The sequence below is a fragment of the Synechococcus sp. MIT S9220 genome (genome assembly GCF_014304815.1).
Taxonomy (GTDB): domain Bacteria; phylum Cyanobacteriota; class Cyanobacteriia; order PCC-6307; family Cyanobiaceae; genus Synechococcus_C.
Window position 1 is genome coordinate 1 of sequence record NZ_CP047958.1, and the last position, 22,210, is coordinate 22,210.

Consider the following 22,210-nt stretch of genomic DNA (forward strand, 5'->3'; position numbering starts at 1 on the left):
AGCTGTTTCTCCTCATCAGCGCAAAAAGATTCCCCAGGCCTGTGTGATCAGAAAAGAGCTGGTCAGGAAGGGACTTGATGGTTTTCCACGGTTTCCACAGGCCCTACTACGGCTGTTTTAGTTTTTTCTAAAAGATTTAAACAGCCAGTAAGCAGCAAGAACGACAAGTTCGTTTGGACCATTGCGCTTCGTGCGTCCCTGTGAAACCGTGGGTGACCTCAGGCCTTGCAGCGGACAACGTCGCCATGAAACTGGTTTGTTCCCAAACGGAACTCAACGCTGCGCTGCAATTGGTCAGCAGGGCGGTTGCAGCAAGACCGACCCATCCGGTACTTGCCAACGTGTTGCTGACCGCGGATGCCGGCACTGATCGGTTGAGCCTCACTGGTTTTGACCTCAATCTGGGCATTCAGACGTCCCTGGCTGCGACCGTTGAAACCAGTGGTGCGGTCACGCTGCCAGCGCGACTGTTTGGTGAGATCGTTTCGCGTCTTTCCAGCGATTCGCCCATCACTCTTGTCACCGATGAAGCCGGAGAACAGGTTGAACTCACCAGCTTGAGTGGCAGCTACCAGATGCGCGGCATGCCTGCGGATGATTTCCCGGAGCTGCCTCTGGTCGAGAACGGCACAGCGCTCAAACTGGATCCAGCAGCTCTGGTGAAAGCACTGCGCAGCACGCTGTTTGCCAGCAGTTCCGACGAAGCCAAGCAGCTGCTCACAGGGGTGCATCTCCGTTTTGATCGCACCAGCCTTGAGGCTGCTTCCACGGATGGTCATCGTCTGGCAGTGCTCAGTGTTGATGACGCACTGCAGGACCCTCTTGCTCTCTCTGATCAGGAGGCTTCGCAAGAGCCTGGCCTTGCTGTCACCCTTCCGGCCCGTTCCCTGAGGGAAGTGGAACGGCTGATGGCGGGATGGAAAGGAACAGATGCTGTGAGTCTGTTTTGCGAAAGCGGTCAGGTTGTGGTTCTGGCCGCTGATCAGATGGTGACCAGTCGCACCCTTGAGGGCACCTACCCGAATTACCGCCAGCTCATTCCTGATTCGTTCAATCGCACGCTTGATCTTGATCGTCGGGCCTTCGTGGCTTCACTCGAACGCATCGCTGTTTTGGCTGATCAGCACAACAATGTTGTTCGCATCGGCAGTGATCCTGACAAGGGTCTGGTTCAGATCAGTGCGGATGCTCAGGATGTTGGCAGTGGTTCCGAGTCCCTATCGGCTCAGATAGAAGGTGACCCTGTGCAGATCGCATTCAATGTGCGTTATGTGCTTGATGGTTTGAAAGCGATGGATTCGGAACGCGTTCGCCTGCAGTGCAATGCCCCGACAACCCCAGCCATCCTTTCACCATCAGATGATGCTTCAGGCCTCACCTATCTGGTGATGCCTGTTCAGATTCGTTCCTGACCTTGACGCTGCCTGACCCACTGCTGCTCAGCGATCTACTCAGGCACCGTGTGCGTTGTGATCAGGGACTTGATCACGGCATTGGGGTGATGGCCTGGATGCATCCTCCGGTGCATCGCCTGTTGGGCTGGGTGAGTCGTCCTTCCGCTCTGCGTAACTCCCGCACTGTCTGGAGACTTGATCAGTGTCGTGGTCTCGATGATCAGCAGGTGTTTGTGAAAGGGGTTCCTTCAGAGATTGATCAGCTCACCCTTGAGCGGCTTCCCACCCTGCTGGATGCCGACTTGCTCGATGTCGCTGGAGAGCGCCTTGGCCAGGTTGCAGACCTCGCCTTTGTTCCTTCAACAGGAGAGATCCTGCACTATCTGGTGTCTCGCAGCGATCCACGTCTGCCAGGAAGCAGCCGCTGGCGGCTCACGCCTGATCGCATTGTCGACCAGCAGCCTGGGTTGGTCTCCACTGGTCTTCGTGATCTGGATGATCTTCCCGAGGCGCGCGCCAGCGTTCGTCAGGATTTCGTTCGTCGCTCTCGTCACTGGCGGGAGCAGTTGCAACAGTTTGGTGATCGTGCCGGTGAACGGCTTGAGGGGTGGTTGGAGGAACCTCCCTGGGACGACTACCCCTCTCGCCGTGATCTCAACGAGCCTGATGATCGTCCCCAACCCATGGATTCAGATCCACTGGAGGATTGGCATGACGACGACTGGATTGATCGAGAGCCGGCCATGCAGAACCGACGGCCCGGAGAACGAGATGGAGATCCCTGGATCTGATTGGCACGGTCGGGCTGTCGGCAACACTGGGAGCAGATGACCTGTTGACTGTGGTCCAGTCTTCTTCTGCGGCTGAGACGTTTGATGTCGCGGCCGCCCTCCGCCAGGAAGGGCTCACGCAGCAGGATTACGTCGAGATTCAACGTCGCCTGGGGCGAGACCCCAACCGGGCTGAACTCGGCATGTTTGGGGTGATGTGGTCAGAGCACTGCTGTTACCGCAACTCCAGACCGCTGCTCAGTGGTTTTCCAACAGAGGGACCTCGCATCCTGGTGGGTCCCGGTGAAAACGCCGGTGTGGTGGATCTTGGCGGAGGCCATCGCCTCGCGTTCAAGATCGAAAGCCACAATCACCCCTCGGCAGTCGAACCCTTTCAGGGTGCTGCGACAGGTGTTGGTGGAATCCTCCGCGACATTTTCACCATGGGTGCTCGTCCGATCGCTCTGCTGAATGCCTTGCGTTTCGGCCCCCTGGATGATCCCGCCAATGTTGGATTGATGCAGGGCGTGGTGGCTGGCATTGCCCATTACGGCAATTGCGTGGGTGTGCCCACCGTGGGGGGTGAAGTGGCTTTTGATCCCTCTTACAGCGGCAATCCTCTGGTCAATGCGATGGCCCTCGGTCTGATGGAGACCGACGACATTGTGAAGTCCGGGGCTTCTGGAGTTGGTAACCCCGTGGTTTATGTGGGCAGCACCACCGGTCGTGATGGCATGGGTGGTGCCAGTTTTGCCAGTGCTGAGCTGAGTTCCGCTTCTCTGGATGACCGTCCCGCTGTGCAGGTGGGAGATCCGTTTCTGGAAAAGGGGTTGATTGAAGCCTGTCTGGAAGCATTCCAGAGCGGTGATGTGGTCGCCGCTCAAGACATGGGGGCTGCTGGTCTTACCTGCAGTTGTTCGGAAATGGCAGCTAAAGGAGATCTGGGCATTGAGCTGGATCTCGACAAAGTTCCTGCGCGGGAGCAGGGCATGACCGCCTACGAATACCTGTTGTCTGAATCGCAGGAGCGCATGCTGTTCGTGGTGCGTGCTGGCCGCGAAGAGCCTCTGATGGAGCGTTTCCGCCGCTGGGGTCTGCAGGCGGCTGTCGTGGGTCGCGTCCTAGCTGATCCTGTGGTTCGCGTGCTTCAGGCAGGCGTTGTGGCTGCTGAGGTCCCCTCGAGGGCTTTGGCGGAAGACACGCCGATCAATCACCATGATTTGCTCAGCGAACCTCCTGCTGACATTCAGGAGCTGTGGCGTTGGTCAGAAGCGGATCTTCCCCTCCCAAGCCAAGACCATGACTGGAGTCAGAGTCTTCTGCGCTTGTTGGATGATCCAACGATTGCAAGCAAACGCTGGGTGCATCGTCAGTACGACCAGCAGGTTTTGGCGAACACCGTGGTGTCGTCTGGATCCGCAGACGCAGCGGTGGTCAGACTTCGGCCGCAACAGGGTGAAGGATCGCTGGATGCTTCAACCAAGGGAGTGGCTGCCACGGTGGATTGTCCCAATCGTTGGGTTGCTTTGGATCCTGAACGGGGTGCCCAGGCAGCTGTTGCTGAAGCTGCACGCAATCTGAGTTGTGTGGGTGCTCAACCTCTCGCTGTCACCGACAATCTCAATTTTCCTTCGCCTGAAACCCCCAAGGGCTACTGGCAGCTTGCGAAGGCATGCCGCGGTATCTCGGATGCCTGCAGAGCTCTCAACACCCCGGTGACTGGTGGCAATGTCTCGCTCTACAACGAGATCAAAAAAGATGACGGCACCCTGCAGCCGATCCACCCCACGCCTGTGATCGGCATGGTGGGTGGTGTCGACGACATCGCGACCGTGATTGGTCTGGGATGGCGACAGGCTCAGGATTCCATTTACCTGATTGGTGTCGGCCCTGATGACGTCGAGGCTCTCTCTCTGGGCTTGGCAGGTAGTGCCTATCAACAGCTGATTACAGGGTCTTTGGCTGGTCGACCACCTTTGCCTGATCTTCCGATGGAAGACAAGGTTGGCAGTCTTGTGCGTGAGGCGATTACTCGCGGTCTGCTGGGCTCAGCTCATGATTGCAGCGATGGCGGTCTCTGCGTGGCTTTGGCGGAATCTTCGATTGCTTCGGGGTTGGGAATCGAGATCGACCTCAGTGTTCAGGGTGTGCGTTTGGATCGTGTTCTGTTTGCGGAAGGTGGGAGTCGGATCGTGGTGTCGGTCAAGGCAGATCGCATGGGTCCATGGGAAGCGCTGTTAGCTGAGCAGGACGATCTGCCAATCACTCGGATTGGTGTTGTCACCGAACAGCCTTGCCTGCAGGTTCGTGTTGATCATCACCTTTGTCTGAATCTGGAGATTGAGCAGTGTCGTGATGTCTACAGCAGTTCATTACCGCGAAGAATTGATGGCAATGGGGAGCTTGCTGAATGACCATGTGTCGCTTTGCTAAAATTGAAATGATTTTGTTTCCCGCCTTGTTTGGCTTTCGAGTTAATCATATCGATGATTTATTTATGAATTCAATGATCATATTTGATTCACTGAATAACTTTGTGAGCGAGTCGTAATTATGTGTGGAATTATCGGGGTGTTTTCTGTTGATTCTGTTAATCAGCAGATCTATGACAATCTTCTTCTGCTTCAGCATCGTGGACAGGATTCTGCAGGAATTGTCACGATGGATAACTATACATTTCACGTCCACAAACAACGTGGACGGGTTCGTGAAGCATTCCGAACGCGCGATATGCGCAAACTTCTTGGCAATGTTGGTCTTGGCCATGTTCGTTACGCCACCAGTGGAGCTGCAGCAGCTGAAGATGAAGTCCAGCCTTTTTATGTCAACGCTCCGTATGGAATCACCTTTGTTCACAATGGCAATCTGACCAATACCAGTCAGCTCGAACAGGACCTTTTCAAGATTGACCGACGTCATACCAACTCCTCCAGCGACACGGAGATGTTGGTGAATGTTCTTGCTACTGAAATCCAATCCCATCTCACGGGTCCTGATCTTTCTCCCGATCAATTGTTTGATGCCGTGTCGTCGTTGCATCGCAGAGTCAAGGGCTCCTATGCCGCGATTGCTCTGATCTCAGGCCGCGGCCTTCTTGCTTTCCGTGATCCTTTTGGCATCAGACCATTAATTCTTGGCCGCAGAAGCGCCAAAAATGGACGGGATGAATGGATCGTGGCGAGTGAATCACTCGTAATTGAAAACAGTGGTTATGAAATTGTTCGTGATGTTGAACCTGGGGAAGCAATCTTTATTGACTTTGATTTCAACTTGCACCAACGTCAATGTGCGCAGTCTTCCCAGCTAGTGCCCTGTGCTTTTGAATATGTTTATCTCGCAAGGCCAGATTCCGTTATGAACGGAATTTCTGTTTACGAAACAAGGCTTCGCATGGGCGATCTGCTTGCAAAAACAATTTCTGACTCATTACCAGCTGGTGATATCGATGTTGTGATGCCGATACCAGATTCAGCCAGACCTTCTGCTATGCAGGTGGCAAAACAACTTGGGATCGAATATCGCGAAGGATTTTATAAAAACCGTTATGTGGGTCGTACGTTCATCATGCCAGGACAAGCGGAAAGAAAAAAATCAGTACGGCAAAAACTCAATGCTTTGGGGACTGAATTTGCTGGAAAGAATGTTCTGATTGTGGATGATTCCATTGTTCGTGGTACGACATCCAGGGAAATTGTGCAGATGGCGCGCGACGCTGGAGCCAATCAGGTCACATTTACATCGGCTGCGCCGCCTGTTCGTTTTCCCAATGTGTATGGAATCAACATGCCCACGAGGGCAGAGCTTCTAGCTCATGGACGTTCGACCGATCAAATTGCAGATGTGCTCGCTGCTGATCATGTTGTGTATCAGAGCGTTGATAATCTCAAGAAAAGCATCGTTCAAGGTACTGATATCCAGGACCTTGAAATGTCTTGTTTTGACGGTCACTATGTGACCGGAGATATTGATGAGAACTACTTCGAGTGGCTGGAGGGGAACTGCAGTTCTTGAAATGAATTCAGCTCATTAGAGGAACAAGCTGAACCAGAGTTTCTTCTGCTTTGAATTTCAGCTGAGTGGGTTGATTGCTATCCATGCTGATTGTTGTGTTTTCGAGGCGGGCATGGCGCCCTTTGTTGGTTATCACACCCACCAGATCTGCGCTTTCACAGACTGAGACCAGTCGTTCGCTTTCTTTGTGATTGCCATTCAGTTTCACTGCGATTTCCCCTAGATCTCCACGTTTGCATCGGCGCAGTTCACTGAGGGAGAGGCGAATCAGACCACCTTTGTTGGTTCCGATCAGCACCTCCCCACTGTTGTTTGATTCAGAACTGTTTGATTCAGAACTGCTGCTGTCACCGGGTTGGCTGACAGCTCCCACAAGGTTTTCTCCGGGCAGCATGCGCATGGTCATTGGCCCCTGGGCCAACTTGCCCATCAAGGGCAGGCACTGCTCTTCAACTGGAAGGCAGAGAATTCGACCGATGTCACTCACTAGAGCCACGGTTCCACCTTCTTCGCAGATCACTGCTGAAAGCAGTGAAACGCCTTCCTTCAGTTTCAAGATGGTGGCAGCGCGACCTGAGAGCTCCTGAATTTCATCTAATGGAAGTCGTTTGAAGCGTCCGTCTGTGGTCAGCAGACCAAGCGACGAGCGCCTGTTGGTGTCTTTGTCATCAACAGCGGGAAGTCGAAGCAGGTTGATCACTGTTTCGCCTTCTAAAGCTGTCGGGAGGAATCGCTCCAGGCCTCCAGGTTGCTGACCGGCAAACTCCCAGCGCACCAGTGCGATCCGACCACTGGCGGTGAGTGCCAACAATCGAGGTGCAGGGTTGATCGGCAGGATCAGTCGTGCCGGAGAGGGTTCGTCGCCCAGATCGACTGCTTCATTGAGGTGCAATCGGCCGAGCAGCTGGGGGCTCACGACCTTCACTTGACCGTCGGTTTGGATCAGGATCCGCGATTCAGGTGGCAGAGCATCGAGGGCCTGACGGCGTTGCAGTTCGGCATTGGGGCGCTGGCTTGCTGCCCGTTCCGCCAGCAGGTGATCACCTCCTTCCACCAGACGTGTGCGGCGAGGAGTGGCAAAGCGTTTTTTCAGCTGGCGGAGCTCCTGAACCAGGGCATCCATAAGCTGTTCGCGATTGTCCAGCAACAGCTTCAGTCGTTGCCGTTCAGCTCGCAGTTCATCGGCTTCCTGGCGCAGGCTCTCTTGCTCCAGCCCCGTGAGCCGTCGCAAGGGCATGGCCAGAACCGCATCAGCCTGTCGCTCGCTGAGATCTAGTTGCACCATCAGGCTTGCTCGGGCCGTTGATGCATCGCGCGCCTCCTGAATCATGGCGATGACTTTCTGCAAAGAAGCCAGCGCTGTGATCAGGCCTTCCACCACCTCGAGCCGGTCCTCTGTTTTGCGCAGGGCATGGCTGGTTCGGCGAATCAGCGTCAGTTCCCGATATTCCAGGAAGGTCTGAAGCATTCGCCGCAGTGACAGTTGCCGAGGTTGACCGTCCACCAGTGCCAGCAGGATGGCTCCGAAATTGCTTTGTAGAGACGTTCGGCGTTGCAAGTCCTTGAGAACGGTGTCTGTATCAGCGTCTCGCCTCAGTTCCACCACAATCCGCATGCCTTCGCGGTCGCTTTCATCGCGTATGTCCGCAATGCCACCGATCTTTCCGTCGTTGACCTGTTCAGCAAGCTTTTCGATCCAGCCAGCCTTACTCAGTTGATAGGGCAGCTCAGTGACAATCACAGCGTTGCGCTTGTGTTTGCCCTTTCCTGGTTGCACTTCCTCCACGTGGGCGACGCCCCGCATCGGAATGCTGCCGCGACCACGCAGATAGGTGTCGCGGATTCCGCTGCCCAGCAAAACTTCACCGCCTGTGGGGAAATCTGGACCCGGGATCAGAGCCAGTAATTTCTCATCGCTCAGATCCGGTTTCCGCACCAGCGCCACCAGCCCATCAACCACTTCACCGAGGTTGTGGGGCGGGATGCTGGTGGCCATGCCCACCGCGATGCCAGCACAGCCGTTCAGCAGCAGAAACGGCAGCTGTGCCGGCAGGACCGTCGGTTCCTGTTGGGACCCATCGAAGTTGGCAGCGAAATCGACCGTGTCGTCGCCGATCTCATCGAGCAGTGCCTCATGAGCGATCGGTGCCAGTCGCGTTTCGGTGTAACGCATTGCGGCAGGTGGGTCATCGTCCACGGAACCGAAGTTGCCATGGCCATCCAGCAGCGGATGGCGGCTGGAAAAGGTCTGGACCTGTCTGACCAGCGCGTCGTAGACCGCCTGATCACCGTGAGGGTGATATTTACCGAGAACGTCGCCGACGACGCGGGCGCATTTGCGATATGGGCGATCAGGTGTGAGCCCAAGCTCGTGCATCGCGTACAGGATGCGGCGCTGAACCGGTTTGAGACCGTCGCGGACATCCGGCAAGGCCCGACCCACGATCACGCTCATCGCGTACTCGAGATAGGAGCGCTGCATCTCCTGATGCAGGGCGATCGGTTGAACGCGCTCCTCGGCCATCCGCTCCGGAATCAAGAAGGCAGAAGGCGCTTAGCCTACAGATCTTCGTTCTGAATCACTCAGCTGATTTGGGATCTGCATTGGCTTCAGCACGTTCGACGACTCCTCTCAGGCTGGGTGTCGTCAGCAGAACGTCAGTCGCCTGGCGAAGTTTCGAGCCCCAGAGTTGATTCTCCTGATGCCCTGGAAGCACGTAGTTGGGATCTTCAGCGAGCGCTTTGCGAGCCAGTTCAAGCGATTCAGTGTCGCCAGGATTCTGTTGATTGAGCGCAGCGGCCAGAGCCAGCATCGGCTCTGGGTTGCGTTTGATCGACAGCACGGAACGCCAGCGTTTGATGGCTTCGGGTGTGTTGCCCATTTCGAACAGCACCAGAGCTTGATTATTCAGTGCTTCCCAGAAGCTGGGTTTGATGGTTGTGGCCTGTTCAAAAGCCTTGAGAGCTTGTCTCAGGTCCGACTGCATCACGCGGGCATTGCCGAGATCAAAGTAAGCACCTGCGTTTTTGGGGTCTAGTCGTAGACCCTCATCGAGAAGAGAGATGGCGTCATCAGGACGCTCGTCGCGCAGTGCAATCGATGCTTCTGCAAACCAGAGTCCGGCTTTCCCTGGTTTCAGTGCTTTGGCCTTGGCCAGTGAGCCGGCGGCTGCTTTGAGCTGATCACTGCGCAGCTGCGCTTCAGCCAGAACCGACCACAGTCGTTCGTCATTCGGCTGGAGTCTGACCGCTAGTGCAGCAAGACTTGCTGCTTCCTCCGGTTGCCCTAGGCGCAGCAATTGTGCAGCGGTACGGCCGATGCCGACACCGGCTCCTTCCAGCTCCTGGGCGCTGGGTGTGTAGACGTATGGGGTCAGAGCCCTCGCTGGTGCAGCGTTGAGAGCACCAAGCGTTCCCGTCAGCATCGTGATCATCAGAGCTCGATGCCAGCTCCGTCCTCTACGAGCTTGAACTCCCATCGCTGATCCAAGAATCAGCTCACACTAGGGGGATTGTCAGGTCTCGCTGCAGCGGCATTGCGTCTCCACATCCAGGGTTTGATCCGGCGTAGCGCCGATCCCCGCAGCCGCTCGTCCCAGTCCTCGTCCGTCCAGCGTTGGATGTGCTCTGCCTGGAGGTCCAGCAACCAGGATCTCGGTTGCACATCAGGATCATCGCTGGATGGAATCGCGCCCTGATTGAAAGGGCAGACGTCCTGACAGATGTCACACCCAGCGACCCAGGGTCCCATGGCTTCGGCCATGGCAGCAGGCAGTTCTGGATTGCGGTTTTCAAGAGTGTGAAAAGCGATGCAGCGTCGTGCATCCACCACAAACGGCTCTGTAATCGCACTGGTTGGACAAGCTTCGATACAGGCGCGGCATTGACCGCACCGTGCTTTGGCTGGTTGATCGGCTTGGAGATGTTCTGTGGTGATCAGATGGCCGATCACCATCCATGAGCCCCTCCTGGGGTGGATCACGTTGCTGTGTTTGCCGATCCAGCCAAGCCCTGCCTCTTCCGCCCAGGCTTTGTCGAGAAGTGGCTCAGCATCCACGCAGACGCGCCAGCGACACTGAGGTCGAATGGTTTCTAGCCAGCGACCGACCCGTCGAAGTCGCTGATTCACAACCCTGTGATAATCCCTTCCCCAGGCGTAGCGGGCGACCGCTAAACGGTTGGGATGGCGCTCGGCAGCGACGTGATAGTTCAAGCCCACCGCCAGGATGCTTTGCGCCCCCTCCAAAAGGCTTGCTGCTGAAAGGCGACGCGGTGCCGCCATCCATTTCATGTCTGCTTGGTGGCCTGCTTCTAGCCAGCGCTGCAACGCTGCAGTCCGCATTTGCAAACGTTGGCTGCCTGGTAGTGAAGCGATGCCAACGGGGTCGAATCCCTCCTCCTCGGCCCGTTGTTTGAGGGCCAGGCTCAGCTCTGCAACGTTGGCTGGAACATTCAAAAACCTGACCTTAAAGTTGGGCACTCTTTTGGCATCGTGCCGTGTCAGCTCCCTCCCAAGACTCTTCTTTGCGTGCCGCGCCCTTGTTGCGTTGGTTGGGAATCACCTTGGTGCTTCTGCTCGCATTACAGATCGGAGTGGTGCTCAGTGCAGCTGACTGGAGTGATGGGGTTTTTCAACAGCTTTTGATCGAACGGCTTGTGAGCCAGGCTCCGATGGGATTTGTCGGTTTGCTGTTGATGCTGATTGGGTCCCGTCTGGATCACCCGCAACAGCTCCGCACGCCGATTCGCTGGGTCGTTTGCATTATTTCCGCAGTTCTCGCCGTGGTCATGATCGCGGTGATTCCGCTTGGAATTACAGGGAATCAATCCCTGATGGGAGAGGCCGATCAGACCCTTGAGCAAAGGCGCGGTCAGCTCGAGATGGCCCGTCAACAGTCGGCGAATCCAGAGAACGTGAAGGTTCTCGGCGAGCAGTTGGCTCAGGCAGGTCAGCTTCCAGCTGATGCCACAGAGGAGGACAAGATTCAGGCTGCTGAGACATTCATAGACAAACAGCTCTCACAGATGACTGAGCAGATTCAGCAGGCGGAACGCCAACGTGATCTCACGATGAATCAGCGTTTCTTCGGCGGCACCATCAGTGCTGTTGTGTTGGCAGTGGCGCTGGTCTTGCTCGCTCTCGGCGCAGTCCTCTGACCACTGGTTAGGTTGGTGTGACTCGTTGGCTCCAGGCCCCCGGCGTTCCTTGGTTCAGTCCAATCCAAGACCTGACCTGCCGCTAAGCGCCAGGCTTCAGAATGATCTCAAGAACGATCTGATTGCGGGTCTTCTGGTGGTCATTCCGCTTGCCACCACAATTTGGCTTTCCACGATTGTCAGCAAATTTGTGCTGGCGTTCGTCACATCAATTCCCAAACAGTTCAATCCATTCATCAATCTCAATCCTCTGCTCCAGGATTTGATCAACCTGGCGCTTGGTCTAACGGTTCCCTTGATGGGAATCCTCTTGATTGGGTTGATGGCGAGAAACATTGTTGGTCGATGGTTGCTGGAATTCGGAGAAGGAACGCTGCAGCGCATTCCTCTCGCCGGTTCCGTTTACAAAACGCTCAAGCAGCTGCTGGAAACGTTTCTCCGCGATAACTCCCGACGTTTTCGACGCGTCGTGCTGGTGGAGTACCCGCGCGAAGGTCTTTACAGCGTTGGTTTTGTCACAGGCCAGGTGGGGCCGTCTCTTCAGTCCGATCTCGGTCAGAACTTGCTGAGCGTGTTTATTCCTACGGCTCCTAATCCCACCACAGGTTGGTACACGCTTGTCCCTGAGGCCTCAGTCAGAGAACTCGATATTTCTGTTGAGGATGCGTTCAGAACCATCATTTCCGCTGGCATTGTGAATCCGGATGAACGCGAAGCACCGGTGAATCGCAGTTTTTCCAGTCTGATCGCTCAGCTCAGAGCATCTGTGGCACCCTCATCGTCCTGAGTCGTTCGAGACATCCCGCCGCTTTATGCAGACCCGAACCCTCTCCCGTGAGCTTGCACTGTTTGTGCTCGGTCAGTGCGCTGAACGAGAGCGTTCCTCAGCGGCGCAGGACAATCTCGAGACACTGCTTCAGAAAGCACTCGATAGCTTGATGCAGCACTGGCGCGAGGTGCTTGATCATTGCGCTGGCGATCTGGAAAAAGCTCAGCAATCGCTGCTCGACAGTGAGTTGCAGGAGGGCACTGCCTCCTCTGATCTGGCCTCTGTGCGGACCCATTTGCGCGACACGCTCACAGGGGCAGAACAAGTTCTCAATGGTCTGTCGGCCAGTCTTGAATTGCCGCGTCTTTTGGCGCTTGCTGATCAGGAACAGGTTCGTGAGGAAGCCATGCGCCGCATTCAGCTAGTCCTGAAGTCTCGTCAGGATATTGACGATCAACTCGACGGTGTCATGGAGGGTTGGAGACTCAGTCGGCTGCCTCGCATTGATCGCGACATCCTGCGCTTGGCTGTGGTTGATCTTCGTTCGATGAACACGCCGGCCTCCGTCGCCTGCAGTGAAGCGGTGGAGCTGGCCAATCGCTACAGCGATGAACAGGGCCGTCGCATGATCAATGGGGTTCTAAGGCGTCTTCAGAACGCCACCGCTTAGGCGCTGCTTTTATTCGAATGGTTTACGACTGGTTCAATCGAAGCGCCGAGGCTCCCCAGCCTTCTGAGCAGCCATCGAAGTCTGAGCAGACTCTCGATCCTGCAACTGCTCAGGACAGTTCAGGACAGACCGCACCGGCCGAAGAATCGCCGAAGTCAGAACCGGAGTCTGCTGGAGCTGAATCCGAGCAGGCCGTTGCTTCGGAAGAGGATGACCCACTTGAGTGGGCACGGCAGGCCTATGCCCGTCTGAAAGCCCAGAAGGAGCTTGAGAAGAACACGCAGTCCGTGACGGCTGAACCGGTGACTGCCGAACCGGTTGCTGAGTCTCCCGAGCCATCTGCGCCTGACGCTGTGGTTGCAGCATCGGAACCCGATGCGCCACAGCCTTCCTCACAGCAACAGCCCTCTGCCCCCGGGCTGTCTCTGCTCGAGCAGGCTGCGGCCCAGCGGCAGGAACGACAGCAGCAGTTGGAGCAGGCTCCAGCACCTGTTGTTGCTGAGCAAGTCAAGCCCGCGCCTGTTCAGCCTCAGCAGACCGTTGATCAATCCGATGAGCCCAGTCTTGGCGAGTTTGACGAAACTTTCACCTGGTCAGCAGAGGTGCTTGCCGCTCAAGGTCTTCGCTCTGATCAGATCACTCTTGAAGAGATCGATTGGCTTGGTCGTCTGCGACAGGGCCTTGAGAAGACCCGTCAGGGCTTTGTCACAGGTCTGCTGGAAAACCTCGGCGATGACCCGCTCACTCCGGAGGTGCTTGATGACCTCGAGTCGCTGCTTCTGCGCGCAGATGCTGGAGTTCAGGCCACAGACCAGGTGCTGGATGCTTTGCGTCGGCGCATGAATGAGGAGGTGGTGGATCCCACCGAGGGCATCCGCTTCCTCAAGGAACAGTTGCGTGATCTGCTCGATCAGCCCACGCGCAACAGCGGCGTGAAGTTGCTGGCTCCTCAGCGTGATCAGCTCAATGTGTGGTTGATGGTCGGTGTGAACGGTGTGGGTAAGACCACCACGCTCGGCAAACTTGCCAACCTCGCGGTCCGCAGTGGTTACTCGGCGATGATCGCAGCGGCCGACACGTTCCGTGCTGCGGCCGTACAGCAGGTGCAGGTCTGGGGAGATCGCAGTGATGTGCCGGTGATTGCCAACCCTTCGTCCAACGCTGATCCGGCGGCAGTGGTGTTCGATGCCATTGGAGCCGCCCGATCCAAGGGCACGGATCTTGTGTTGGTCGACACGGCCGGTCGCCTGCAGACGAAACACAACCTGATGGAAGAACTGGAGAAGATTCGTCGCGTCGTGGATCGTCTGGCTCCTGAAGCTCATGTGGAATCCCTGCTCGTACTGGATGCCAGTCAGGGACAAAACGGTCTTAAGCAGGCGATGGCCTTTGCCAAAACTGTTGGACTCACCGGTGTGGTGATCACCAAGCTCGATGGAACGGCCAGAGGTGGAGTGGCTCTGGCGGTGGCTTCCGAGGCCGGGTTGCCGATCCGCTTCATCGGAGCCGGTGAGGGAATCAGGGATCTGCGGCCGTTCAACAGTTTCGAGTTTGTTGAAGCACTGCTGGCTGGTCGCTGACGGTTGTTCCCAAGGCGGAACTAAAGCCTTCAGCTTTCTCCGGTCAGAGTTGCTACCTTGCGGTTCCTGCCAGGGGTTGCCGTGAGCAGCAATCCATCACGGCGCCATCCGGCTTCTTCGCTTCGTTCGGGGCCTCCGTCACTGACGGCGACAACGTCGCTGCGTCAGTTGCTCGACAGTCTTTCCAAGGAACAGCGCGCCAATCAAGAGCTGCTGGTCTCGATTGGTTTTGCGCTGCGCAGTTTCACCAACCTCAATCGTTTCCTTGAGCTTGTGCCCGTGGTGGCTGCTCGTCTGGTGGGTGTCGATGGTGCATTGCTCATCCCGTATCAGGCTGACGGGCGTCTGTGGACTGACCAGTTGCAGATGCAGTCCGTGTTGCGGACGGAGACCCTATTGCAGGCGGTGATCAACCATGAGCCTGGACGTTCGGCCGGGTTCGGTTCCGATGATGCCCTCGTGCTTGGCCTGGATCGACTGGTGCAAAGTCACCTCGGATCGGCTGGTGTGTTCGCAACGTCTCTGGTGGCCAGAGGTCGCCAGCGCGGACGTCTCTATGTGTTCAACACGTCTGGCTCGCTGGTCTGGAGTGATGCCCACCGTCGCAATGTGCAGCTGGTGGCTGATCTCACCGGTGTTGCGATCGAAAACGATCAGATGCTCCAGGAGGCCCGCCTGCATGAGCGAATGGATCGCCAGCTCAGCATCGGTGCTGAGATTCAGGCCCAGTTGCTGCCGGATCATTGTCCCGTGATTGAGGGGGTCGAACTGGCGGCCCGTTGCCGTCCGGCTTTTCAGGTGGGTGGTGATTACTACGACTTCATCCCCACCCGACCGGAGTTGATCGGTCGTCGTCGTGAGCGAGGTCGCTGGTCGCTGGTGATGGGCGATGTGATGGGTAAGGGCGTTCCAGCCGGCCTGCTGATGACGATGCTGCGCGGCATGTTGCGTGCGGAAGTGCTGAGCGGATTACCGCCGGACCGAATCCTTCATGACCTCAACCAGCTCGCGCTTGAGGATCTATCCCAGTCGCACCGTTTTGTGACGCTGTTCTATTCAGATTTTGATCCGCGAACGCGTCGGCTTCGCTTTGCCAATGCTGCGCACAATCCGCCTTTGATCTGGCGGGCTCAGCAACGCTGCATCAGTCGTCTGGATGCACCGGGTCTGTTGATCGGTCTGCAGCCTGAAGCGGAATACGGAAGTGGTTCCACGGTGCTCGAACCCGGCGATGTGCTGCTGTATTACACCGATGGCGTCACCGAAGCCCCTGGGTTGACGGGTGACCGCTTCGATGAAGCGCGCTTGATCCGCAACCTCGAGACCGCCTGTCGTTCGGGTACGGGTTCGCAGGGAATCCTTGATCAGTTGTTCGGCCGTCTTGATCGCTTTGTGGGGCCGGATCGACAGCTCGAGGATGATGCCTCGATGGTGGTTCTCAAGGTTCGGGAAGGGTTGATGTTGCCATCGGTTCCACGGTCTCCGGCCTGACAAGCTGAAGGGATCTGTGTTGAGGATGTCCCATGGCAGGTGGAGTGACGGGCGGAGGCTCCGCCACCTGGAGTGACCGGTTCGAACAGGGACTGCATCCGGCGATCGAACGCTTCAATGCCTCGATCGGCTTCGACATCCATCTCCTTCAGGAGGATCTGGATGGTTCAGTGGCCCATGCCCGCATGTTGGCTGAGTGCGGAGTCATTGAGTCGGTGGAGGCTGATCAGCTCTGCAGCGGTCTGGAACAGATCCGCGCAGAAGCGGCTGCCGGCAGCTTCAATCCCGGTCTCGACGATGAGGATGTGCACTTCGCTGTCGAGCGTCGGTTGATTGCACTGCTGGGTCCGGTGGGAAAAAAGTTGCATACCGGCCGCAGTCGCAATGATCAGGTGGGTACGGATCTGCGTCTGTGGCTTCGTCGTCGAATCGATGAGCTTGACCCGCAGGTGCGGCTGTTTCAGACCGCTCTGCTGCGTCAGGCGCTTGAGCACCGCAACACGCTGATTCCCGGTTACACCCACCTGCAGAGGGCGCAGCCCGTTTGTTTGGCGCATCACCTGCTTGCTTACGTGGAGATGCTCGAGCGGGATCGTCAACGGTTTCAGGATGTGCGCAAGCGGGTCAACTGCTCACCACTGGGTGCCGCAGCCTTGGCTGGAACGCCGGTGCCGATTGATCGGCGCAGCACTGCTGCAGCCCTGGAATTCGAGGGGATTTATGCCAACAGTCTTGATGCTGTGAGTGATCGCGATTTCGCTGTGGAGTTTTCAGCTGCAGCATCGTTGTTGATGGTGCACCTGAGCCGTCTGGCCGAGGAGGTGATCTTCTGGGCTTCGGAGGAATGCGGATTTGTGCGTCTGAGCGACCGTTGCGCCACTGGCAGCAGCCTGATGCCACAGAAGAAGAATCCTGATGTTCCTGAGCTGGTCCGTGGCAAGTGTGGTCGGGTGTTTGGTCATCTGCAGGGGCTGCTGACCATGATCAAGGGGCTGCCGCTTGCCTACAACAAGGATTTCCAGGAGGACAAGGAAGCGCTGTTTGATGTGGTGAACACCAGCGTCCAGTGCATTGAGGCGATGACGATCCTGATCGAGGAAGGGCTGAGCTTTCGTCCTGATCGGCTGGAGGCTGCTGTTGGATCAGATTTCTCCAATGCCACCGATGTAGCCGACTATCTGGTTGCCCGACAGGTCCCTTTCCGCGAGGCCTATCAAATCGTTGGTTCCGTGGTGAAGCAATGTCTGAGTGATGGAGTGTTGCTGCGTGATCTGAGCCTTGAACGTTGGCAGCAGTTTCACCCCTCGATTGACGCCGACCTGTTTGATGCTCTCGCGCCCCGTCAGGTTGTCGCCGCTCGCCTGAGTGAAGGTGGTACTGGGTTTGAGCGGGTTGAGGAGCAGTTGGCGCTCTGGAGCGATCGGCTCGGATTAACGAATCACTGATCATTTCGCGAGACCGGGTCTACCCTGATAGAGCCAGAGGTTGTTGGTCCTTCCTTGGATCCTGAACCAATGGCTTGTCTGATCCGATTGGGTCCTTTCTCTTCAGGTCCAGCAGTCAAGTGAGCATTTTTGTCGGCAATCTGCCCTTCCGCGCTGAGCAGGAAGACGTGATCGAACTGTTTGCCGCTCATGGAGAGGTCACGAACTGTGCCCTTCCTCTTGAGCGTGACACCGGTCGCAAACGTGGTTTCGCCTTTGTGGAGATGGTCGATGAAGCGGCGGAGGCCGCGGCGATCGAGGCTCTCCAGGGCGCTGAATTAATGGGTCGTCCCCTCCGCATCAACAAGGCTGAGCCACGCGGTAGCGCACCTCGTCGTGGCGGCGGTGGTGGCGGCTACGGCGGCGGTGGTGGCTACGGCGGCGGCGGTGGTGGCTACGGCGGCGGCGGTGGTGGCTACGGCGGTGGCGGTGGTGGCTACGGCGGTGGCGGTGGTGGCTACGGCGGTGGCGGTGGTGGCTACGGCGGTGGCGGTGGTGGCGATCGTCGCTCCGGTGCCCGAGGCTGGGAAGATCGCAGCTATGGCGGCGGTTCCTCCGGTGGCGGTTACAGCGGTGGTGGAGCTGCTGGCGGTGGCGATCAGTCCGGTTCTCCTTACGGAGGTGGTGTGGAAGAGGGTCGACGCAGTCGTCGCCGTGGTGGTGCTTCCCCGAACGATGGTGGTGGAAGCAGCTTTGGCGGCGGCGGTGATGGCGGTGGAGATGACTACGGCGGTTACGGCGGCGCCGAAGGTTGAGTCACCGATTCGTTCAGTTCAACGTTTAAAGCCCGGCATCTGTGAGTTGCCGGGCTGAATGTTCCAGCACGCTGAGATCTGCCCCTGCGCGCTGGGCTTGCTCACCGAGGTCGCGTCGCCAGTGGCGGGCACCCGGAACCCCTTCCACGAGCTGCACCAGGTGGCGGCAGAGATCCCAAAGACGGCCACCCCGTTGCAGGTGGCGTTCGGCATGGGGCATCAGGCCTGTGATCACGTCCGAGGCTTTCACGGTCCGTGGAGCATCGCCATAGATCAGGGCATCCATCGCTGCCCAGCGCAGAGGATGGGCATAGGCGGCCCGGCCAACCATTGCGCCATCGCAGTGATTCAGAGCAGACAGGCACTGCTCTGGGGTATCGAGTCCGCCGTTGAGCTCGATCATGAGCTCGGGCCTTCGTTGCTTGAGCGCGATCACTCGCTCGTGCTGTAACGGAGGGATCGTGCGGTTCTGTTTGGGATCGAGGCCATCCAGCCAGGCTTTGCGCGCATGCACGCTGAAGCGGGTGGCACCGGCCGCGGCCACTTGATCCACGAAAGCAGTGAGCAGGGTGTCGCTATCCAGATCATCAATACCAACCCGGTGTTTCACCGTCACCGGCAGGGCACTGGCGGTCACCATCGCTTCTACGCAGCGGGCGACGCGTTCGGGTTCTGCCATTAGGCAGGCTCCAAAATTGCCGGCCTGAACTCGAGGGCTTGGGCAGCCCACATTGAGGTTGATTTCGTCATAGCCCCAGTCCGCTGCCATGCGAGCGGCCTCGGCGAGCAGTGATGGCTGATCGCCGCCAACTTGCAGTGCGATCGGATGCTCCTCTACATCGAAGTCGAGTAGGCGTTCCCTTCGCTTGGTGTAGTGAAGTGCCTGGGCCACCACCATTTCGCTATACAGCAATGCATGACAGCTGATTTGGCGCATCAGCTGGCGGAAATGCCGGTCTGTGCAGTCCAGCATTGGAGCGATGCTGAAGCGCCAGCAAGGTTCCCGATCGGTTCTGGTGAGGGAATCCATCCCTCCATGCTGCCTGGTTCCTGGTTCCGAGTTGTTTAGAACGGTTGAAGCAACGACGCGACATCTGTGATGCCCTCCAGCTTCGAAAAGTGGCTATTGAGCAGGCGCTCCATGCTGTTCGCCGCGATTTCAGGGCTGGTTGGTGTTTTCCGGGCTCCGAAGCAGGTTGCCGCTGCCTCCGATGCATCGGATTCCAAGTGGGATCTCTCCGATCAGGAATGGAAGAAACGTTTGTCGTCGGATTCGTATCAGGTGCTTCGCAGGGAAGGCACCGAGCCCCCGTTCACCAGTGAGCTCAATAGTGAGAAGAGATCAGGTATTTATCACTGTGCGGGTTGCGATCTGTCGTTGTTCTCATCGCAGGCCAAGTTCGACAGTGGCACGGGTTGGCCAAGCTTCTGGCAGCCCCTGCCAGGTGCCATCGACACGAAAGTAGATTTCAAGTTGATTGTTCCGCGCACGGAATACCACTGCAGCCGCTGTGGCGGCCACCAGGGTCATGTGTTCAATGACGGTCCCAGGCCCACCGGCAAGCGCTACTGCAACAACGGAGTCGCTCTGCGCTTCCAGGCCGCTTGATCTGATTGTGATCGGTGGTGGTCCTGCTGGTTACATGGCAGCGATCACTGCGGCTGAGAAGGGTTTGCGCGAGGTTGTGGTTCTGGAGGCAACGCCGGAGCCACTTCAGAAGGTGCGCATCAGTGGTGGTGGCCGCTGCAATGTCACGCACGCCTGCTGGGACCCCGTCGAACTGTCCAGCCATTACCCCCGTGGCAGTCGACCGTTGCGGGGTCCGTTCAGTCGTTTCGCCTGTGGTGATGCGATCGCCTGGTTTGATGACCATGGCCTCACCCTTGTTGAGGAACAAGACGGACGCATGTTTCCGCAGCAGAACCGTTCCGAGGCGGTGATCCACTGCTTGCAGAACGCCGCGACTCGGGTGGGTGTGCAGCTGCGGACCAAGGTGATGGTGCAGCGGGTTGAGGTGCAGAGGGATGGTGGTTTTGTGGTTGATGGGCGTGGGCTTGATCAGCCATTGAAGGCTCGCAATGTGATGTTGGCCACCGGTGGTCATCCCAGTGGTCGAACGCTCGCGGAGTCCCTCGGTCATCACGTGGTGCCGCCTGTTCCTTCGTTGTTCAGCCTGTCGCTGCAGTCCAAAGCACTTGCCGCCTGCAGTGGCATTGCCATTGATGAGGTGAGCCTTGATCTGAAGCTCGGGGATCAGCGCTTCCGGCAAACCGGTCGGGTCCTGATCACCCATCGCGGACTCAGTGGTCCGGCAACGCTGCGACTCTCGGCTTTTGCCGCTCGGGCGCTTCACGACAGCCACTACAAGGGCGAACTGAAGGTGGACTGGAGTGGGGGCCTGGGCCGTCAGGGTGTTGAGCAGAGGCTGCGGCAGTGGCGGGTGGACATGGCACGTCGCACCTTGATTTCGGCCAAACCGTTTGAGCACTTGCCGCGTCGCTTGTGGCAGGCTTTTCTGTCTGCTGTTGCTGTGGATGGTGAGCGCCGTTGGGCGGATCTGCCGTTGAAGGTTGAACGCCAGCTGGTCGATATTCTCTGCGCTCAGCGCCTGCTGATTCAGGGCCGCGGCCCATTTGGTGAGGAGTTCGTCACTGCTGGTGGAGTGGCCCTCGGCGAGGTGAATCTGGCCACGATGGCAAGTCGTCGCTGTCCAGGGCTCTATGTCGCCGGTGAGCTGCTGGATGTGGATGGTGTCACCGGTGGATTCAACTTCCAGGCTTGCTGGAGTGGCGGCTGGCTGGCTGGCCAGGCCATCGCCGCCGCCAAATCCCAGCTGGTGACTACTGAATCTGATCAAACACCGTGAACATCGGCAGATACATCGCCAGCAGGATCGAACCAACGATGCCACCCACCACCACGATCATCGCCGGCTCCAGCATTGAGGTGAGTGCTTTGACTGACGCGGATACCTCGTCTTCATAGAAGTCGGCCACCTTGCTGAGCATCTGGTCCATTTCTCCGGTCTCTTCGCCGATCGAAAGCATGCTCAGGGCCATATCGGGCAACACTTTCTGCCGTGTCAGAGCTGTGCTCAGCAGCACCCCTTCCTGAACCAGCGCTCTTGAGTCGAGGATCGCGTCGGAAATGATCGAATTGCCTGCCGTTTCACTGGAGATCTCTAGCGCCATCAGGATTGGGACGCCTGCTCGACTCAGTGAGCTGAAGATCCTGCAGAACTGGGCGGTTGCCGTTTTCATGATGAGGTCTCCGAACAGGGGCACTTTGAGCATCAAGCGATCCACCACACGCCGCCCCTTATCGGTCGCGTAATAACGGCTGAACAGCCATACAGCCACAAGAAGACCACCGGCAAACAGCAGAGCTGCGGATGAGCGCAGAAGCTCGCTCAGGTCCACCATTACCTGGGTGAACAGTGGTAATTCCGCGCCCAGATCTTCGAAGATCCCCGCGAAGGTTGGAATCAGGAAGATGGTCATCCCCAGGAACACCAGGATGGCGATCACCAGCACCGCCACGGGGTAACCGAGTGCACCCTTGATCTGGTTCTGCAGGCGGGCATTGTCTTCCAGAAGCTTGGCCAGCCGTTTCAGTGATTCATCCAGCACCCCGCCGGCTTCACCGGCTTCCACCATGGCCACGGTGAGCTGGTCGAACACTTTGGGCCACTGACGCATCGCAGTGCCCATCGCGGTGCCCTGGTTCACTTCCGTGCCCACTGCAGTGAGCGCTTTTTTGAACATCGGCAGCTTCTGCTGAGTGGTCATCAGATCGAGGCTGCGCACGATCGGCACCCCTGCATCCACCAGCACCGCCAGCTTGCTGGCCCAGACTGCTTTTTCCTTCACGCCTGGAGGTTTTTGGAAAGCTTCTCCCAGATCGATTGAGAGCAAGCTCCCGCCGGATGTTCCATCGGCTTTGGCAGAGGTTTCCTTTTTCCTGTTCCGTCCAGAACCGGTTTCACTGGCACGCCATTCGGTGGCTTTGATGCCGCGTCGTCTCAACTGACGCTTGGCCGTGGCCAAATCGTTGGCTTTGAGCGTCAGCGTCCGCTCCTGACCGGTCGCGGAGGTGTAGGTGGCAGTGAATGTGGCCATGGTGGGAGTG

At 57.6% G+C, this 22,210-nt stretch carries 18 protein-coding genes; 13 read left to right on the forward strand and 5 right to left on the reverse strand.

Annotated elements, in window-relative coordinates; all coding sequences use genetic code 11:
- Nucleotides 1-245: 245 nt before the first annotated feature.
- The 4 genes from dnaN (at nucleotide 246) to purF (ending at nucleotide 6,175) form a co-directional block, all read left to right on the forward strand.
- Nucleotides 246-1,412 carry a DNA polymerase III subunit beta gene (gene dnaN, locus SynMITS9220_RS00005; RefSeq protein WP_186991645.1) on the forward strand — a complete coding sequence of 389 codons (1,167 nt, stop codon included), beginning with the start codon at nucleotides 246-248 and terminating at the stop codon, nucleotides 1,410-1,412.
- A 2-nt stretch (nucleotides 1,413-1,414) separates the two neighbouring features.
- Entirely contained in the window at nucleotides 1,415-2,185 is a 771-nt protein-coding gene (locus SynMITS9220_RS00010; RefSeq protein ID WP_186989834.1) for an RNA methyltransferase, read from the forward strand.
- A 50-nt stretch (nucleotides 2,186-2,235) separates the two neighbouring features.
- Nucleotides 2,236-4,578 (forward strand): phosphoribosylformylglycinamidine synthase subunit PurL, encoded by a 2,343-nt coding sequence (gene purL, locus SynMITS9220_RS00015; protein WP_186989836.1) that lies wholly within the window; start codon nucleotides 2,236-2,238, stop codon nucleotides 4,576-4,578.
- A gap of 139 nt (nucleotides 4,579-4,717) precedes the next feature.
- Entirely contained in the window at nucleotides 4,718-6,175 is a 1,458-nt protein-coding gene (gene purF, locus SynMITS9220_RS00020; protein ID WP_115125880.1) for an amidophosphoribosyltransferase, read from the forward strand.
- A gap of 7 nt (nucleotides 6,176-6,182) precedes the next feature.
- On the opposite strand, the gene SynMITS9220_RS00025 is transcribed toward purF, so the two are convergent.
- Genes SynMITS9220_RS00025 through queG form a run of 3 tightly spaced genes read right to left on the reverse strand, consistent with a single transcriptional unit; the run spans nucleotide 6,183 to nucleotide 10,631 of the window.
- Nucleotides 6,183-8,699: a DNA topoisomerase (ATP-hydrolyzing) subunit A gene (locus tag SynMITS9220_RS00025; RefSeq protein WP_186989838.1), complete on the reverse strand. Its 2,517-nt coding sequence runs from the start codon at nucleotides 8,697-8,699 to the stop codon at nucleotides 6,183-6,185.
- Nucleotides 8,700-8,754: 55 nt separating this feature from the next.
- Entirely contained in the window at nucleotides 8,755-9,609 is an 855-nt protein-coding gene (locus tag SynMITS9220_RS00030) for a tetratricopeptide repeat protein (protein ID WP_370594347.1), read from the reverse strand.
- A 59-nt stretch (nucleotides 9,610-9,668) separates the two neighbouring features.
- Complete coding sequence (gene queG / locus SynMITS9220_RS00035) at nucleotides 9,669-10,631, reverse strand: tRNA epoxyqueuosine(34) reductase QueG (protein ID WP_186989842.1); 963 nt, start codon at nucleotides 10,629-10,631, stop codon at nucleotides 9,669-9,671.
- Between the two features lie 41 nt (nucleotides 10,632-10,672).
- Here queG and SynMITS9220_RS00040 point away from each other — a divergent pair, with 41 nt between their 5' ends.
- The 7 genes from SynMITS9220_RS00040 (at nucleotide 10,673) to SynMITS9220_RS00070 (ending at nucleotide 18,081) form a co-directional block, all read left to right on the forward strand.
- Nucleotides 10,673-11,332: an HpsJ family protein gene (locus SynMITS9220_RS00040; protein WP_186989845.1), complete on the forward strand. Its 660-nt coding sequence runs from the start codon at nucleotides 10,673-10,675 to the stop codon at nucleotides 11,330-11,332.
- 49 nt (nucleotides 11,333-11,381) lie between these two features.
- Nucleotides 11,382-12,119 carry a DUF502 domain-containing protein gene (locus SynMITS9220_RS00045; RefSeq protein ID WP_067093790.1) on the forward strand — a complete coding sequence of 246 codons (738 nt, stop codon included), beginning with the start codon at nucleotides 11,382-11,384 and terminating at the stop codon, nucleotides 12,117-12,119.
- Between the two features lie 25 nt (nucleotides 12,120-12,144).
- On the forward strand, nucleotides 12,145-12,771 hold the full coding sequence (gene nusB / locus SynMITS9220_RS00050) for a transcription antitermination factor NusB (protein ID WP_186989847.1): 627 nt from the start codon (nucleotides 12,145-12,147) through the stop codon (nucleotides 12,769-12,771).
- A 17-nt stretch (nucleotides 12,772-12,788) separates the two neighbouring features.
- Nucleotides 12,789-14,351: a signal recognition particle-docking protein FtsY gene (gene ftsY / locus SynMITS9220_RS00055; RefSeq protein WP_186989849.1), complete on the forward strand. Its 1,563-nt coding sequence runs from the start codon at nucleotides 12,789-12,791 to the stop codon at nucleotides 14,349-14,351.
- Nucleotides 14,352-14,432: 81 nt separating this feature from the next.
- The gene (locus SynMITS9220_RS00060; protein WP_186989851.1) at nucleotides 14,433-15,842 is read left to right on the forward strand and encodes a PP2C family protein-serine/threonine phosphatase; all 1,410 of its coding nucleotides are present in this window, start codon (nucleotides 14,433-14,435) and stop codon (nucleotides 15,840-15,842) included.
- Between the two features lie 32 nt (nucleotides 15,843-15,874).
- A complete protein-coding gene (gene argH / locus SynMITS9220_RS00065; protein ID WP_186989853.1) occupies nucleotides 15,875-17,287 on the forward strand; it encodes an argininosuccinate lyase in 1,413 nt (470 codons plus the stop codon).
- A gap of 119 nt (nucleotides 17,288-17,406) precedes the next feature.
- A complete protein-coding gene (locus SynMITS9220_RS00070; protein ID WP_186989855.1) occupies nucleotides 17,407-18,081 on the forward strand; it encodes an RNA-binding protein in 675 nt (224 codons plus the stop codon).
- 25 nt (nucleotides 18,082-18,106) lie between these two features.
- Here the strand turns inward: SynMITS9220_RS00070 and dusA are convergent, their stop codons facing one another.
- Nucleotides 18,107-19,111: a tRNA dihydrouridine(20/20a) synthase DusA gene (dusA, locus tag SynMITS9220_RS00075; protein ID WP_186989857.1), complete on the reverse strand. Its 1,005-nt coding sequence runs from the start codon at nucleotides 19,109-19,111 to the stop codon at nucleotides 18,107-18,109.
- A gap of 69 nt (nucleotides 19,112-19,180) precedes the next feature.
- Here dusA and msrB point away from each other — a divergent pair, with 69 nt between their 5' ends.
- Complete coding sequence (gene msrB / locus SynMITS9220_RS00080) at nucleotides 19,181-19,690, forward strand: peptide-methionine (R)-S-oxide reductase MsrB (protein ID WP_186989859.1); 510 nt, start codon at nucleotides 19,181-19,183, stop codon at nucleotides 19,688-19,690.
- Nucleotides 19,620-20,948 (forward strand): NAD(P)/FAD-dependent oxidoreductase, encoded by a 1,329-nt coding sequence (locus tag SynMITS9220_RS00085; protein ID WP_186989861.1) that lies wholly within the window; start codon nucleotides 19,620-19,622, stop codon nucleotides 20,946-20,948. Before msrB ends, SynMITS9220_RS00085 begins: the two co-directional genes overlap by 71 nt.
- Here the strand turns inward: SynMITS9220_RS00085 and SynMITS9220_RS00090 are convergent.
- Nucleotides 20,923-22,200: a type II secretion system F family protein gene (locus tag SynMITS9220_RS00090; protein WP_186989863.1), complete on the reverse strand. Its 1,278-nt coding sequence runs from the start codon at nucleotides 22,198-22,200 to the stop codon at nucleotides 20,923-20,925. The genes SynMITS9220_RS00085 and SynMITS9220_RS00090 overlap by 26 nt on opposite strands.
- Nucleotides 22,201-22,210 lie beyond the last annotated feature (10 nt).